Origin of the sequence: Kitasatospora sp. NPDC004723 (genome assembly GCF_040609255.1) — a bacterium.
Classification (GTDB): Bacteria; Actinomycetota; Actinomycetes; order Streptomycetales; family Streptomycetaceae; genus Kitasatospora.
The window spans coordinates 40,034-57,368 of record NZ_JBEXJT010000022.1; the positions used below are offsets into that span (position 1 = coordinate 40,034).

Consider the following 17,335-nt stretch of genomic DNA (forward strand, 5'->3'; position numbering starts at 1 on the left):
TCCTGACGGCGGGGGGAGGACGGTCAGCGGAAGCCGCCGTCGATGCGGACGACCTCGCCGGTGAGGTAGCTCGCCCGGTCGGAGAGCAGGAAGGCCACCAGGTCGGCGACCTCCTCGGGGCGGCCGAGGCGGCGCAGGGCGACCTGGTCCAGGGACTGCTCGACGGCCTCCTCCGGCAGGTCGGCGACCAGGTCGGTGTCGATGTAGCCGGGGGCGACCACATTGGCGCGGATGCCGTAGCGGCCGACCTCCTGGGCGAGCGAGCGGGTGAAGCCGATGATGCCGGCCTTGGTCGCCGCGTAGTTGGTCTGGCCGGGGTTGCCGCAGACCCCGGCGACCGAGGAGAGGGTGACGATGGCGCCGTGCCGGCGCAGCGCCATGCCGTCGATCACGGCGCGGCAGGCGTGGTAGACGCCGCTGAGGTTGACCTGCAGGACGTCCTGCCAGTCCTGGTCCTCCATCAGCAGCAGCGGGGTGTCGCGCAGGATCGCCGCCGAGGCGACCAGCGCGGTGACCGGGCCGAGGGCGTCCTCGGCGCCGTCGACCAGCTCGCGGACGGCGGCGGCGTCGGCGACGTCGGTGCGGCGGACGTAGGCGGCGCGGCCGAGGTCCCGCAGCTCCTTCTCCAGGGTGCGGGCGGACTCGGCGTCGCTGCTGTAGCACAGGGCGACGTCGTAGCCGTCCTCGGCCAGCCGCAGGGCGGTGGCGCGGCCGATGCCGCGGGTGCCGCCGGTGATCAGCGCGACGGGGGTGGCCGTGCGGTTCATCGGGTGCCTTCCGGTCGGGGGAGCGGGGAGGTCAGGACGCGGTGGCGCAGCTCGGTGAGCGGCAGGTCGGGGTGGCGGGTCAACAGGTCCAGCACGAGCGGCCACTGGCGCATCATGGCGGCCATCGAACGCGGGTCGACGCGGTCCGGCGCGTACAGCCACAGGCCGCGCAGTCCGGCCTCGGACTCGTGCATCATCAGGTAGAGGTCCGCGTTGTGCGGGCGCATCTCGGTGATCAGCTCCGGGATCACCTCGGCGTCGCCGACGTTGAGGTTCAGCGGCGCCGCGCTCAGACCGTGCAGGTCCAGCGGCTCGCCGGCGACGTTGAGCAGGTTGAACAGCAGCCGCAGCGGGTTGCGGTCCTCCCCGGCGTCCCGGCGCAGCCAGCGCAGCGGGACCTCCTGGTGCAGATGGGCGTCCAGGACGCCCGCGCGCACCGCGGTGACCAGGTCGCGCACGGTGGCGTCGTCGGCCGGGCGGGGGCGGACCACCACCGGGTTGATGAAGAAGCCGATCATCTGCTCGGTCTGCGGGTGCTCCCGGCCGGCCAGCGGGAAGCCCACCGCGAGATCGGCGTCGCTGTCCGCGTAGCTCTGCAGCAGCAGGTGGAAGGCGGACAGCAGCAGCATGAACAGGGTGGTGCCCTCGCGCTGCGCGGCCTCCTTCAGGGCCGCGGTGATCTCCGGCTCCAGTACGAAGCCGCTGGTGTAACCCTCGACGGCGTCGGCCTTCTGGTGCTCGGGCGCCTCGAAGCGCGGCAGCTCCGGCAGGTCGGCGAGCAGCCCCTCCCAGTGGGCGACGTGCTCGTCGAGCTCGCCGTCGGCCAGCCGCCGCCGCTGCCAGGCCGCCCAGTCCGGGTACTGGACGGCCGGCTCGGGCAGCCGGGGCTCGTGGCCCAGCACCCGGGCCGCGTACAGCTCGCGCAGTTCCCGGCCGAGCAGCGCGTACGACCACAGGTCGACCACGATGTGGTGCAGCACCAGCACCAGGACCCAGGTGTCCGGGCCGGTGGTGACCAGGGTGCCCCGCACCAGCGGGCCCTCGGCCAGCCGGAACGGGCGGTCCACCTCGGCCCGGACCAGCCGCCGCAGCGCCTCGGTCCTGGTCGCCGCGGGCTCGTCGCGCAGGTCCGCGGCGGCCAGCGGCCAGCCGCCGGACGGGTCGGTCAGCTGGTGCCAGGAGCCGGCGCCGTCCTCGGTGATCCGGGTGCGCAGTGCCTCGTGGCGGGCCACGATCGCGTCCAGGCTGTCGCGCAGCGCCGCCGGGTCGAGGGTGCCGGTCAGCACCGTCGCGGTGATGACGTTGTGGTGCGAGGCCTCCGGGTCGACCGGCTGGTGCATGATGTCCAGCTGGGCGAAGGAGAGCGGCACACCGCCGGTGCGGTCGGCCCGGGGGACGGCGCCGCCGCGAAGCGCGGGCCGGGCCCGTCGGGCCGGACGCCGTCGGGCCGCCGGGGGGCGGACGGGCGCCGGGCCGCCGGCGCCGGGCAGGGCGGCGCAGCTGCCGACGGCCGCGAGCGCGGCGAACCACAGCTCGGCCAGCTCGCGCACGGCGGGCTCGTCCAGCACCCCCTCCGCCCAGGTCCAGCCGGCCGCCAGGCGCGGGCCGTCGGGGCCGTCGTAGCTGACGGCGTTCAGCTCCACCGGGTGGGTCCGCAGCTCTGCCGGAGCGTCGGCCCCGCCGCCGGTGTCGGTGGCGCCCAGGGCGAGCGCCGCGTCGGCCGTGACCGGCGCCCAGGGGGTGTCCGGGCCGGTGCCGGCGAAGCGCCCGAGGTAGTTGAACGCCACCTGCGGGGCGGGCAGCGCGGCCAGCTCGGGGGCGGTCCGCGGGTTGAGGCGGCGCAGCAGGCCGTGGCCGAGCCCGTCGCCGGGCAGGTCGGCCAGCTGCTCCCTGATCCGGACCACGGCGGCGGCCAGTTCGGGCCCCGCGTTCTCGACCGACGGCCAGCCGAGCGGGCCGGCGGCGAGCCGCACCGGCTGCACGCTGGTGAACCAGCCCACGGTGCGGGACAGGTCGACGCCCTCGGCGAGGTCCTCCTGGCGGCCGTGGTTCTCCACGGCGACCAGGACCCCGCTGTCGGGCGCGCCGTGCGGGGCGCGGCGGCGGCGCCACTCCTCCAGGGCGATGCCGAACGCCGCCAGCAGCACCTCCTGCACACCGGTGCGGAAGGCACCGGGGGCGGCGGCGAGCAGCGGGGCGGTGGACTCGGGCGGCAGCGTGAGGACCAGCCGGCCGGTGCCCCCGGACGGCCCGGCGGCATCCGGGATCAGCGCCGGGGTGTCAGCCAACAGACTTTGCCAGTCGGGGAGTTCAGCCAGACGGTGCGGATCTGCGGCCTCCTCGGCCAGCAGCTCGGCCCAGCGGCGCACCGAGGTGCCCACCGGGGCCAGCACCACCGGCCGGTCCGCCAGCACCGCCTCGCCCGCGGCCCGCAGGTCCGGCAGCAGGATCCGCCAGGAGACCCCGTCCACCACCAGGTGGTGCAGCACCAGCAGCAGCCGCCCGGGCCCGTGCGGCCCGGCGTCCAGCCAGACCGCCTGGAGCATCACCCCGGCCCGCGGGTCCAGCCGGCGCCGGGCGGCGGCGGCCTGGCGGGCGGTCAGCGCCCGCAGCCCGGCCGCGTCCAGGCCCTCGGCGTCCACCCGCAGCAGGTGGTCGGCGACCCGCACCGAGCCGGCCGGTCCGGCGTGCAGCACCCAGCGGCCGTCCGCCCGGGCGGCCAGCCGGGAGCGCAGCACGTCGTGGTGGTCGACCAGCGCCTGCAGCACGGCGGCCAGCCGCGGCAGGTCCAGCTCCCCGCCCGGTGGTACGGCGAGCACCGCCTGCTGGCTGAACTCGTCGATGGGAACGTCCAGTTCGCGCAGCCACTCGGTGATCGGGGTGGGGCCGATCTCGCCCGTCCCGAGGTCCTCGACGCCCGCCGCGTCCTGCGCGGGCACGGCCACCGACGCGAGCGCGGCCACCGACGGGTGGGCGAACACGTCGCGCGCGCCGATCACCAGCCCGGCCGTCCGCGCCTGCGAGACCACCTGGATCGCCTGGATGCTGTCGCCGCCCAGGTCGAAGAAGCTGTCCCCGGTCCCGACCTCCGGCAGGCCCAGCACCTCGGCGTAGATCGCGCACAGCGCCTCCTCGGCGGGGGTGCGCGGAGTGTCGGAGCCGGTGGCCGCGGTGAACTCGGGCGCCGGCAGCCGGTCCCGGTCCACCTTGCCGTTGGCGGTGAGCGGCAGCTCCGCCAGCACCACCACCGCGGCCGGGACCAGGTACGGCGGCAGCTGCGCGGCCAGCGCGGCCCGTACCGCCGCCGGGTCCGGCGCCGCTCCCGGACGGGGGACGACGTAGCCGACCAGGGCGCGCCGGCCCGGCTGGTCCTCCCGGACCGCCGCCACCGCCTGGGCCGCCTCCGGCAGCGCGGACAGCGCCGACTCGATCTCGCCCAGCTCGATCCGGAAGCCGCGGACCTTCACCTGGTGGTCGGTGCGGCCGAGGAAGTCCAGCTGCCCGTCCGCCCGCCACCGCACCAGGTCCCCGGTGCGGTACATCCGCTCCCCGGGCGGCCCGTACGGGTCCGGCAGGAAGCGGCGGGCCGTCAGGCCGGGCCGGCCCAGATAGCCGCGGGCCAGCCCGGCGCCCGCCACGAACAGCTCGCCGGGCACCCCGGGCGGCACCGGGCGCAGCTCGTCGTCCAGCACGTACACCCGGGCGCCCGGGATCGGCCGGCCCACCGGCGGGGCGCCGTCGCCGGGCACCAGCGGCCCGGTCAGGGTGGCGCACACCGTGGTCTCGGTCGGCCCGTAGGCGTTGACCATCCGCCGGTCGGCCGACCAGCGGTCGGCCAGCGCGGCCGGGCAGGACTCTCCCGCCACCACCAGCGACAGCCCGGCCGGCAGCCCGCCCTCCGGCACGGCGGCCAGCACGCTCGGCGGCAGCGTCGCATTGGTGACGCCGTACCGCTCGCAGGTGCGGGTCAGCGGCTCGCCCGGGAGCAGCTCCTCCTTCGGGACGACGACCAGCGCGGCGCCGGTCAGCAGCGCGTCGCAGCGCTCGGCCACCGAGGCGTCGAAGCTCGGCGAGGCGAACTGCAGCACCCGGGCGTCCTCGTCCAGGCCGAAGCCCTCGGCCTGCGCCGCGACCAGGCCCGGGATGCCGGTGTGGGTGACCACCACGCCCTTGGGGGTGCCGGTGGAACCCGAGGTGTAGATGACGTACGCCGCGTTCGCCGGGCTCAGCGGCCCGCTGCGGTCGGCGTCCGTCGGCGCGGTCGCGGGGTGCCCGGCGAGCTCGGCCGCCACCTCCGGCCCGTCCAGCACCAGCACCGGGACTTCGCCCGGCGCCAGCGCGCCGGCCGACCGCCCGTCCGTCAGCAGCAGCACCGGGCGGGCGTCCTCCAGCAGGAAGGCGATCCGCTGCGCCGGGTAGTCCGGGTCCACCGGCAGGTAGGCGGAGCCCGCCTTGACCACGGCCAGCATCGCCACCACCGAGGCGGCCGAGCGCGCCAGCGCCACCGCCACCGGCCGCTCCGGGCCCGCGCCGCGGGCGATCAGCAGCCGGGCCAGCCGGTTGGCCTCCGCGTCCAGCCGCGCGTACGTCAGCTCCCGCTCGGCGTCCAGCACCGCGAGCCGCTCCGGGGTGCGGGCCACCTGCGCCTCGAACAGCTCCGGCAGGGTGGCGGAGGGCAGCGCGCGCGAAGCCCCGTTCCAGCCGGTCAGCAGCCGCTGCCGCTCCTCGGGGTCGAGCAGCTCGACCTCGCCGATCGGCAGCCCGGGCGCCGCGCAGACCGCCAGCAGCATCCGGCGCAGCCGCTCGGCCAGCAGTTCCACGGTGGCCGGGTCGAAGACGTCGGCGTTGTACTCGATCACCCCGTCGATCCCGGCCGGCGCGCCGTCGCCCGGGGTGCGGCGGCCGGTCAGCGAGAACACCAGGTCCATCCGGGCGCCGCCGGTGTCCACCGGCAGGACCTCCTCACGCAGGCCCGGCAGGCCGAGCACCGCGTCGGGGACGTTCTGCCAGGCCAGCATCACCTGGAACAGCGGGTGGTGGGCGGTGGAGCGGGCCGGCCGCAGGGCGTCCACCAGGAACTCGAACGGCACCTCCTGGTGGGCGTAGGCGTCCAGGCCGCGCTCGCGGACCTGTGCCAGCAGCTCCCGGAAGGTCGGGCGCCCGGCGGCGGAGACGCGCAGCACCAGGGTGTTGACGAAGAAGCCGATCAGTTCCTCGGTGGCGGCGTCGGTGCGTCCGGCGACGGTCGCCCCGACCGGGACGTCCTCCCCGGCGCCCAGCCGGTGCAGCAGTGCGGCCAGCGCGGCGTGCACGACCATGAACTCGCTGGCGTCGTGCGCCCGGGCGAGCCCGGCGACGGCGGCGTGCAGCCCGGCGTCCCAGCGCAGCGCCACGGTGCCGCCGCGCCGGCTCGGCCCGGCCGGGTGCGGCCGGTCGACCGGCAGCGCGATCCGCTCCGGCAGGCCGTCCAGTGCCTGCCGCCAGTAGGCGAGTTGACGGTTCCAGGTGCTGTCCGGGTCGTCCTGGTCGCCGAGCAGCCGGCGCTGCCACAGCGTGTAGTCGGCGTACTGCACCGGCAGCGGCGCCCAGCGCGGCCGGCGGCCGTCGCGGCGGGCGGCGTAGGCGACGGCCAGGTCGCGCCCGAGCAGGGCGACGGACCAGCCGTCGGCGGCGATGTGGTGCACCACCAGGACCAGGGTGTGCCGCTCCGGGCCGTGCACCAGCAGCTCGGCGTGCACCGGGAGTTCCCGGACCAGGTCGAAGCGGTGGCGGGCGGCGGCCAGCACGGCCGGCGCCGCGTCCGCCTCGGGCACCTCGGTGACGGCCGGCGCGGCCTGCCCGGCGGCGGGGCCGAGCACGTGCTGGCGCGGGACGCCGGCGGTGTCGGGGAAGACGGTGCGCAGCGCCTCGTGCCGCTCGACCACGTCGGCGAGCGCGGAACGCAGCGCGGCGGTGTCCAGCGGGCCGCTCAGGCGGACCGCCATCGGGATGTTGTAGGTGGCGGACGGGCCCTCCAGCCGGTCCAGGAACCAGAGCCGGCGCTGGGCGAAGGAGAGCGGCAGCTCGTCGGGCCGGGCCTCGGGCGCCAGTTCGGGGCGCGGCGGCGCGGCACCGTCACCCCCGGGGCCGCCGCCGGCCAGGTGGCGGGCCAGCCCGGCCACCGTCGGGGTCTCGAACAGCGCCCGGACCTGCACCTCGGCGCCCAGCGCGGAGCGGATCTGGGAGACCAGCCGGGTGGCGAGCAGCGAGTGGCCGCCCAGGTCGAAGAAACTGTCGTGGACGCCGACCGCGGGCACCCCGAGCACCTTGGCGAACAGCGCGCACAGCGCCTCCTCGCGCTCGTCGCGCGGGGCGACGTACGCGGCGGCGAGGTCGCGGCGCTCGCCGTCGGGGGCGGGCAGCGCCTTGCGGTCGGTCTTGCCGTTGGGGGTCAGCGGCAGGGCGTCGAGCAGGACGTAGGCGGAGGGGACCATGTAGCCGGGCAGCCGTTCGGCCAGGGCGGCGCGCAGCACCGGGACGAGCCGGCGGGTCAGCCGACGGCGGGTGCCGCTGACGTGGCGGCCCCAGTCGGGCTCCTGCGGCGGGACCTCGGCGAGGCGCGGCAGGGCGTGGACGGGCGTGCCGTCGGCGCCGGTGCGGCGGGCGACGAGGGTGAGCGCGCCGTCGGGGCCGTGGCCGGACCAGTCGAGGTCGATCCGGTAGCCGGTGGCCTCGCCGAGCGCCCACAGCTGCTCGGGGTCCACGGCGTCCGGGCGCTCGGCGGGCACGTGCTCGGCGTCGGGGCGCTCGGTGGGCGGGGTGCCGGCCGCCGCCGGCTGCCCGAGGGTGTCGGCGAGGTCGCGCAGCCGGGCGTTGGGCACCGCGCGGACGGCCAGCAGCGCGGGCCGTTCGGTGGCCAGCCGCTCGCGCAGCGCCTCCACGGTCAGGCCCTCGGCCGTCCAGTCCAGCCAGGCGGGGGCGGGCTCGGGGGCGGGCCGGCCGGTGGTGAGCACGACGTCGTAGCGGAAGCGGGTCAGCTCGTTGGCGGTGGCGGCCCGCTTGGGCAGCACCCGGACCTCGGTGATCGCCGGGAAGCGCCGGGGCAGGGCGGTGAACAGCTCCGGGTCGAAGACGAGTTCCTCGTCCTCCTCCGTCCGGCGGCGCACCCGGGCGAGCAACTCGGCGGCGGGCAGGCCCGGTTCGGCGTGCGCCTCCTGCACCGAGAGGTGGAACGCCGACAGCAGCGGCAGGCTGCGGATGTCACCGAGGAACAGCGAGCCGCCCGGGGCGAGGCGGGCCAGCGCGCCCTCGACGACCCGCAGCAGGTAGCGCTCGTCCGGGAAGTACTGGACCACCGAGTTGAGCACGATGACATCGAAGAGCCGCTCGGGCAGCCGGTCGAGCCGGTCGGCCGGGCAGGCGTGCAGGGCGACCTCGCCGAAGGCGCCGGCGGCGGCGTCGACCACCGTGCGCAGGCCGTCCAGGGCGACCTCGGAGATGTCGGTGCCCCAGTACCGCTCGGTGTGCGGGGCGACCCGCTGGAGGATCAGGCCGGTGCCGCAGCCGATCTCCAGCACCGCGCGCGGGCGCAGGTCCAGCACCCGTTCGGCGGTGCGGTCGGCCCACTCGCGCATCTCCCCGGCCGGGATCGGCTCGCCGGTGTAGCTGCTGTTCCAGCCGCGCAGGTCCTCGCCGGGGATCCCGGCAGCGGTGGCGGAAACGGCAGCGGTGGCGGTGGCGGTGGCTGCGGCGGGGGCCTCCGGGGCGTCCTCCGGCTCGTCGTAGGCGGTGTCCCAGATCCGGCGCCACTCGTCGACCTGGTCGGTCCACTCCTCGGCCGGGCCGCCGCCGTCGCCGTCGACGCCGTCGGCGGCCGGCACCACGTACGCCACCAGCCGCTGGTCCCCGGGAACGTCCTCGCGCACCGTCACCACCGCGTGGCCGACCTCCGGGCGGGCGGCCAGCTCGCTCTCGATCTCGCCCAGCTCGATCCGGAAGCCGCGCAGCTTCACCTGGTGGTCCAGCCGCCCCAGGAACTCGATGCCCCCGCCGCGGCGTCGGCGCACCAGGTCCCCGGTGCGGTAGAGGCGCGCCGCCGGGTCCGGGTCGAACGGGTGCCGCACGAACCGGTCCGCCGTCAGCTCCGGCCGGCCCAGGTAGCCCCGGGCCAGGCCGGCGCCGCCGATGCACAGCTCCCCGGGCACCCCGGGCGGCACCAGCCGGCCCCGCTCGTCCAGCACGTGCAGCTCGGTGTTGGCGATCGGCGCGCCGATCGAGACCGGGCCCTCGCCGACCTCGGCCACCGCCGACCAGATGGTGGTCTCGGTCGGCCCGTACATGTTCCACAGCTCCATGCCGCCGGCCAGCAGCCGCCGTGCCAGTCCGTCCGGCAGCGCCTCGCCGCCGGCCAGTACCTTCAGGCCCGGCGCGCCCCGCCAGCCCGCGTCCAGCAGCATCCGCCAGGTGGACGGGGTGGCCTGCATCACGCTCGCCCCGGAGGAGGCCAGCAGCCGCGCCAGCCGCTCGCCGTCGGCGGCCGCGGCGCGCTCGGCGACCACCACCCGGGCGCCCTCCACCAGCGGCAGCAGCAGCTCCAGCAGCGAGATGTCGAAGGAGTGGGTGGTGACGGCGAGCAGGGTGTCCTCGGCCGTGAGGCCCGGCCGCTCGCCCATCGAGCGCAGGAAGTTGGCCAGCGCCCGGTGCGGGACCTGCACGCCCTTCGGCCGCCCGGTCGAGCCCGAGGTGTAGATGACGTAGGCGAGGTCCGCCGGGTCCACCGGCGCGCCCGGGTCGCCGGCCGGCTCGGCGGCGAGCTCCGCGCTCAGCTCGTCCAGGCAGAGCACCTCGGCGCCGGACGCGGGCAGCCGCTCGGCCACCGGCCGCTGGGTGAGCAGCACCGGCAGCCCGGAGTCGGCCAGCATGAAGGCGATCCGCTCCGGCGGGAACTCCGGGTCCAGCGGGACGAACGCGCCGCCCGCCCTGAGCACCGCCAGCAGTGCCACCACCAGGTCCACCGAGCGCTCGGTGCAGACGCCCACCAGCACGTCCCGGCCGACGCCGTGCCGCCGCAGCCGGTGCGCCAGCCGGGCGGAGCGGTCGTCCAGCTCGGCGTAGCTCAGGGCCTCGGCGCCGCAGCGCACCGCCTCGGCCTGCGGGGTGCGGGCGGCCTGCTCGGCGAAGCGGTGGTGCACCGGGCCCGGCCCGGGCCACTCCCGGCGGGTGTCGTTCCCGCGCTCGCGTTGCTCCCGCTCCTCGTCGGCCGAGAGCAGCGGCAGCTCGCCGACCGGGCGGTCCGGGTCGGCGAGCAGCCGCTCCACCAGCAGCCGCAGATGGCCGGCGAGCTGGTCGACGGTGGCCGCCTCGAACAGGTCGCTGTTGTACTCGAAGCGGCCGTTCAGGCCCTCCGGGCGGTCGAAGACCTGCAGCTCCAGGTCGAAGCGGGCGGTGCTGCTCGCCACCTCCATCGGCTCCAGGTGCAGTCCCGCCACCTCGAAGGAGGGCATCGCGATGTTCTGGTAGACGAAGGAGACCTGGAACACCGGGGTGCGGGAGAGGTCGCGCTGCGGGTGCAGCTCCTCCACCAGCCGCTCGAACGGCAGCTCCTGGTGGGCGAAGGCACCCAGGCAGACCGGCCGCACCCGGGCCAGCAGCTCCCGGAAGGACGGCGCTCCCGACAGGTCGGTGCGCAGCGCCAGCATGTTGGCGAAGTAGCCGATCAGCCGCTCGACCTCGGGGCGGCCCCGGTTGGCGACCGGCACCCCGACAACGACGTCCTCCTCCCGGCTGTAGCGGTGCAGCAGCACCTGGAAGGCCGCGAGCATCGTCATGAACGGGGTGACGCCCTCGGCCCGGCTGAACTCCCGCACCCGGTCCATCAGTTCGGCGGAGAGCGCGAACGGACGGGAGCCGCCGCGGGTGGTCCGCACAGCCGGCCGGGGCCGGTCGGCGGGCAGCTCCAGGGCGACCGGGGCCCCGGCGAGCGCCTCGGTCCAGTACGCGAGGTCGCCCGCCGCCCCGTCGCCCTCCAGTCGCTTGCGCTGCCAGACCGCGTAGTCGGCGTACTGCACCGGCAGCTCGGGCAGCGCGGCCTCGGTGCCGCCGGCGTAGCCGCCGTAGAGCGCGACGAGTTCGTCCAGGAACACCGAGGTGGACCAGAGGTCGCCGGCGATGTGGTGGATGGTCAGCAGCAGGACGTGCTCGTCGGCGGCGAGGCGCAGGAAGCGCATCCGCACCAGCGGGCCGGTGGCCAGGTCGAACGGGCGGGCGAACTCCTCCCGGGCCAGGGCCTGCACGCCCTCCTCGCCGTCCGGCCCGGCCAGGTGCTCGCAGCGGACGACGGCGAACTCCGGCTCGGCGCCCTCGGTGACCACCTGCACCGGCTCGCCGTCCACCTCGCGGAAGGTGGTGCGCAGCGCCTCGTGGCGGCGGGCGATGGCGGAGACGGCGCGCCGCCACAGCTCCAGGTCGAGCGGGCCGCGGATCCGGGTGGCGCCGCAGACGTTGTAGGCGGTGTCGCCGGGCGTCAGCTGGTCCAGGAACCACATCCGCTGCTGCGGGAAGGAGGCGGGGAAGCGGTGCCGGCGCGGGCGGGCGGCGGCCTGCTTGCGGCGCAGGCGCTCGGCGAGCAGGGCCCGCTTCTCGGCGGCGGACAGGGCCGACGGGTCGGGGGTGGTCATCGCGGGTCCGTCCTCGTGAGTGTCGCGGGTGCTCATTCCTGGTCCCCCAGGTCGGTGGACTCCTCGGCGAGCAGGGCCTGGAGCCGGGCCTCCACCTCGTCGTCGGACAGGCCGTCCAGGTCGTCCAGGTCGTCGAGCCCGTCCAGGGCGGCCGGCCCGGCCAGGTCAGCCGCGGCGTCCGGGCCGTCCGGGTCGTCCGGCGCTTCGAGGCCGTGGAGCTCGACGGAATCGTCCCGGCTCAGGGCCTCGATGGCCTCCCCGCGGTCGCCGCCGCCGGCTCCGGCCAGCAGCCGGACGGTGTGCGCGACGGTGGGGGAGTGGAAGAAGTCCCGCAGGTCGAGTTCGGTCCCGAAGCGGCTCTGGATCCGGGTGTTGATCTGCACGGCCGCCAGCGAGTGGCCGCCCAGGGCGAAGAAGTCGTCGTCCACGCCGACCTCCTCGACGCCCAGCACCTCCCGCCAGAGCGCGGCGACGGCCTCCTCCTGCTCGGTGGCCGGCGCCACGAACGGGGTCGCCAGGTCCGGGCGCGGGTGGCTGCCGCCCAGCGGCGCCAGCTGCTCCAGCTCCCGGGCCAGCAGCTCCGGGGTGATCGAGCGGGCCAGCCGGCGCAGCGCGTCGAAGTCCTGCGGGGTGACGACCAGGTGGGCCGGCAGCTCGGCCTGCGCCAGCACCCGGGCGAAGGCCGCCCGGCCGTCCGGCTCGCCGAAGCCCTCGCCGAGCGCCGCGAGCACCCCGGTGGCCTCCGGCCGCGGGGCGTCGCCGGCGGTGTCGCCGCCCGCGGACTCGGCCTCCGCGACGGTCTGCGCGATCTGCTCCAGCAGCGCGTCCACGTCGTTGATCCGCTTGACCGTGAAGTCGGTCACCCGCACCAGCAACCGGCCGTCCGGGTCCAGGAGTTCGAGATCGCAGCTGAGGGTCTCGCCGGTCGACCCGGCCGGGTGCCGGATCTCCACCGCGACGTGCACGGTGCCGGTCAGCGGGTGCAGGATCCGCAGGGAGCGGTAGGTCAGCGGCAGGTAGTACGGGTCCTCGGCGTGCAGCCGGAAGACGCCGCCGGCCATGTCGAGCAGTGCCGGGTGCAGCGGGTAGGCCTCCAGGTCGGCGAGGAAGGCGTCGTCCAGCCGCAGGGTGGCGAGCATCCGCCGCCCGCCGGTGCGGATCGTCTCCAGCACCTGCCAGCGCGGCCCGAACCAGAACTGCAGCGGTCCGCCGCCCTCCTCGAAGCGCTCCACGCCGAGCCGGCTGCGGATCTCCGCCTCGGTCGACAGCACCTCGGTCACCTCGCAGCGGGCCTCCACCTCGGCCAGGTCGCGCACCGTGTCCGGGCCGCGCTCGTGGAACGACGCCGAGCCGGTGGCGTGCTCGCGCCAGGGCGCGCCCTCGGCGGGGCGGCTGCGGACGGTGAACCGGGTGCGGCCCTCGTGCTCCTCGACCGTGGTGTACACCGTCCGGTGCTGCCCGTCGGGGACGATCACCGGCGTCATGAACAGCACGTCGTGCAGCTCCGTCTCGCGCCCGCCGGCCTGCCCGGCCAGCGCGGCGCGGACCAGTTCCAGGTAGGCGGTGCCCGGCACCAGGCCGTGGCCCATCAGCCGGTGGTCGTCGACGATCCAGCTGTCCGCGGTGGACAACACCGTCTCGTAGACCCGGGTGGTGCCCTCGGAGCGGACCAGCCGCAGCAGCGGGTGCCCGGTCTCCGCCCCGGTGGCGCCCGGCCGGGCGGTGAGTCCGGCGGCCATGCCGACGCCCTCCCAGGTGCCCCAGCCGAGCGAGGTCACCGGGCGGCCCTGCGCGCGCCGCCACTGGGCGAAGGCGTCCAGGAAGGCGTTGGCCGCGCCGTAGTCGCTCTGGCCGGGCCCGCCCAGGACGGCGCTGACCGAGGAGCAGAGCAGCAGGAAGTCCAGCGGGTCGTCCGCGCAGAGCCGGTCCAGCAGCAGGGTGCCGACGGTCTTCGCCGCCAGCACGCCGTCCGCCTCGGCCGGCGTGCGGCGGGCCAGCATTCCGGCCGACGGAGCCCCGGCGGCGTGCACGACGCCGTTCAACGGGCCGAACCGCTCGCGCAGCTCGGCCAGCCGGGCGGCCAGCCCCGACTCGTCGGTGACGTCGGCGCGCAGCACCGCGATCCGGGCGCCGCGCTCGCGCAGCCCGGCGAGCCGGCGGATCCGGACGCTGGTCGGGTCCTGCTCGCCGTGCGTCTCCAGCCAGTCCGGCCAGGCGTCCTCGGCGGGGAAGTCGGAGCGGCCGAGCAGACCGAGGACGGGCGCCTCGCAGCCCTGGGCCAGCTGTTCGGCGAGGGCCAGGCCGACGCCGCCGAGCCCGCCGGTGACCAGGTAGACGCCGCCGTCGCGCAGCTGCGCCGGGCCGTCGGCCGCCGGGCCGGCGTCGGCCAGCGGCAGGGCGTCGAAGTCGCGGACCCACCAGTGCCGTCCGCGCAGGGCGAGTTCGCGCTCGTCCGGGTCGCGCAGCAGCAGCGCGTGCAGGGCGCGCACCGCCTCCTCGGCCGGGGCGGCGGGGTCGGTGCCGGTGAGGTCCAGCAGCCGGCAGTCGACGTCCGGCAGCTCCTGCGGGACGACCGTGCAGGGGCCGGTCAGCAGCGCCTGCTCGGGGCGCAGCGGCTCCTCGCCGGTGACGGCGTGCACGCCCCGGCAGAGCACGTCGACGGTGACCGGCAGGCCGGGGCGGGCGTCCTCGACGGCCTGGGCGAGGGCGCTCAGGCTGTCCAGGCCGAGCCGGCGGGCCGCCGCCAGCCGCGCCTCGTTCAGGACGTGGCCGGCCGACGGGCCGTCGGTCGTGCCGCCGGTCGGGCCGTCGGGCGCGTCGTCGGCGAGGCTGAAGGCGTGCACCAGCCGAAGCGAGCCGGCGCTCCGGAGGTCGAGCGCGCCGAGCAGTTCGGCGAGCTGCGCGCGATCGGCCGGGTCCAGCGTCCAGGAGTGCTCGCCGCGGGCGAGCAGCGCGGGGACGCGCAGCCCGTCGCTGCGCGCGGAGCCGTCGTCGGCGCCGACCCGGACCACGGCGGCGCCCTGCCCGGCGAGGCGGTCGGCCAGGGCGGCACCGAGGCCGGTGCCGTCGCCGAGCACCACCCAGAGCGGCTCGCCCTCACGCACCGGACGCCCGGCGGCCGGGGCGAGGCGCTTCCAGCCCGGTGTGCGGAACCAGTCCTCGACCGGCACCGGTCCGGCCGGCCGCTGCGCCACGGCGGCGGTGCCCCGGTCCGGCTCGACCCAGTAGCGCTCGCGCTGGAAGGCGTAGCCGGGCAGCCGCAGCACCCGGCCGGTGGCGGGCCCGAGCACGGCGGGGTCGACGGTCACCCCGGCGCTCCACAGCGCGCCCAGCGCCCGGGCGAGCCGCACCCGGTCGTCCTCGCGCTCGTGCGGGTGCCGCAGCGAGGTGACCACCGTGCGGCCCTCCTGCCAGGCGTGGTGGCGGCGGACGAAGTCGCCGAGGGTGTGCCCGGGGCCGACCTCCAGCAGGACCCGGGACGGGTCGGCCAGCAGCAGCGCGGCGGCGTCGGCGAACCGGACGGGCGCGCGCAGGTGGCGGCCCCAGTACTCGGGGCTGGTCGCCTCCTCGTCGGTGATCCAGGTGCCGGTGACGTTGGAGCAGAACGGGATCCGCGGCGGGTGCAGCCGCACCGCGCGGACCGCCTCGACCAGCGGGCCGACCGCGCCGTCCATGGCGGCGGAGTGGAAGGCGTGCGAGGTGTGCAGCCGGCGGCAGGGGACGCCGGCGGCCTTGAGCCGCAGCTCCAGGCCGTCCACCGCCCCGGCCGGGCCGGAGACCACGCTCAGCTCGCTGGAGTTGACGGCCGCCACCGCGAGGTCCGGGTCCTCGCCGAGCCAGCGCGCGAGGTCCCGCTCGGCCAGGAACACGGTGAGCATCGACCCGGTGGGCATCGCCTGGACCAGCCGGCCCCGGGCGGCCACCAGCCGCACCGCGTCCTCCAGCGAGAACACGCCCGCCAGGCAGGCCGCGACGTACTCGCCGACGCTGTGGCCGGCCATGGCGTCCGGCCGCACGCCCCGGGCCTCCCACTGCCGGGCCAGCGCGTACTCGACCAGGAACAGTGCCGGCTGGGCGAACTCGGTGCGGGTCAGCCGCTCCTCGGCGGCCTCGGCCGCGCCGGGGGCGGGGAACAGCAGCGCGCGCGGGTCCTCGCCGAGCTCGGCGGCGAACAGTTCGGCGGCGCGGTCGAGTTCGGCGGTGAACACCGGCTCGCGGCGGTACAGGCCGCGGGCCATGTCGACGTACTGGGTGCCCTGACCGGGGAAGAGGAAGGCGACCGGGGCCCGGTCGGCGGCCTCGGCCGTACCGGCGGCGGTGACGGCGCGCAGCGCGGCCACGGTCCGCGCCCGGTCGAGGCCGACCACCGCGTGGCGCCGGTCGAAGGCGCGCCGGTGGTGGGCCAGGGTGTGGGCGAGGTCGGCCAGGGGCGTGGCGGGGTGCGCCTCCAGGTGGTCGGCGAGCCGCCGGGCGCCCTCGGCGAGGGCCTGCGCGCTCCGCGCGGACAGCGGCAGCAGGACGGGGGCGCCGTCCTCCTCGGACACCGGCGGCGCGGACGGCGCGGGATCGGGGTCCGGGCCCTCCTCCAGGACGAGGTGCACATTGGTGCCGCCGATGCCGAAGGAGCTGACCCCCGCCCGGCGCGGACCGCCGCCGCGCGGCCACGGCCGCAGCCGGTCGTTGACGAAGAACGGGCCGGACTCCAGGTCGAGTTCGGGGTTGGGCTTGGTGAAGTGCAGCGACGGCGGGATCGCCTCCTGCCGCAGCGCCAGCACCGCCTTGATCAGCGCGGCGACCCCGGCGGCGGCGTCCAGGTGGCCGATGTTGCTCTTCACCGAGCCGATCGCGCAGTAGCCGGTGGCGTCGGTGGACTCCCGGAACGCCCGGGTGAGCGCGGCGAGTTCGATCGGGTCGCCGAGCGCGGTGCCGGTGCCGTGCGCCTCCACGTAGCCGACCGAGTCGGCCGTCACGCCGGCCATCGCCAGCGCCTCGGCGATCACCGCGGCCTGGCCGTCGACGCTCGGCGCGGTGTACCCGGCCTTCAGCGAGCCGTCGTTGTTGACCGCCGAGCCGAGCACCACCGCGTCCACGGTGTCGCCGTCACGGCGGGCGTCGGCCAGCCGGCGCAGCACCACCACGCCGGCGCCGTTGCCCGGCACCGTCCCGCCCGCCGCCGCGTCGAACGGCCGGCAGTGGCCGTCGGGGGAGAGGATGCCGCCGGGCTCGTACGCGTAGCCCTGCTCCAGCGGCGAGCCGATCGACACGCCGCCCGCCAGCGCGACGTCGCACTCGCCGTTGAGCAGGCTCTGGCAGGCCAGGTGGACGGCGGTCAGCGAGGTGGAGCAGGCGGTCTGCACGCTGAGCGCCGGGCCGGTCAGGCCGAGCTTGTAGGCGACCCGGGTGGCCAGGAAGTCCTTGTCGGAGGCGAGCAGCGTCTGGTACGGGCCCGCCGAGTCGAAGACCCGCCGGTTGGCCGTCACATTGTGCAGCAGATAGGTGTTCATGCCGGATCCGGCGAACACCCCGATCCGCCCCTCGAAGGCCTCCGGCACGCAGCCGGCGGACTCCAGCGCCTCCCAGGCGCACTCCAGGAAGACCCGGTGCTGCGGGTCCATGATCTCGGCCTCGCGCGGGTTGTAGCCGAAGAACGCCGCGTCGAAGCGGTCGGCGCCCTCCAGCACCCCCTTGGCCCGTACGTAGCCGTCCCGGCCGGACACCTCGGGGTCCACCCCGGACGCCCGGAGCCCCTCCTCGGAGAGCGCGGCGATCGACTCCCGGCCCTCCTCCAGGTTCCTCCAGAAGGTGTCGACGTCGGGGGCGCCGGGGAAGCGGCCGGCCATCCCGACGATGGCGATCTGGTCGAGTTCTTCGGACATCTCCGGCATCGGGGTCTCCTGTCGCCCTCTCACATCG

General features: G+C 76.6%; 3 protein-coding genes. All 3 read right to left on the reverse strand.

What is annotated here, in order from left to right; genetic code table 11:
- Positions 1-23: 23 nt before the first annotated feature.
- Genes fabG through ABZW10_RS21570 form a run of 3 tightly spaced genes read right to left on the reverse strand, consistent with a single transcriptional unit; the run spans position 24 to position 17,307 of the window.
- The gene (gene fabG / locus ABZW10_RS21560) at positions 24-767 is read right to left on the reverse strand and encodes a 3-oxoacyl-ACP reductase FabG (RefSeq protein ID WP_355368216.1); all 744 of its coding nucleotides are present in this window, start codon (positions 765-767) and stop codon (positions 24-26) included.
- Positions 764-11,458 carry an amino acid adenylation domain-containing protein gene (locus ABZW10_RS21565; protein ID WP_355368219.1) on the reverse strand — a complete coding sequence of 3,565 codons (10,695 nt, stop codon included), beginning with the start codon at positions 11,456-11,458 and terminating at the stop codon, positions 764-766. The genes fabG and ABZW10_RS21565 overlap by 4 nt, the downstream gene beginning before the upstream one ends.
- A complete protein-coding gene (locus tag ABZW10_RS21570; protein ID WP_355368222.1) occupies positions 11,455-17,307 on the reverse strand; it encodes an SDR family NAD(P)-dependent oxidoreductase in 5,853 nt (1,950 codons plus the stop codon). Before ABZW10_RS21570 ends, ABZW10_RS21565 begins: the two co-directional genes overlap by 4 nt.
- Positions 17,308-17,335: the final 28 nt, after the last annotated feature.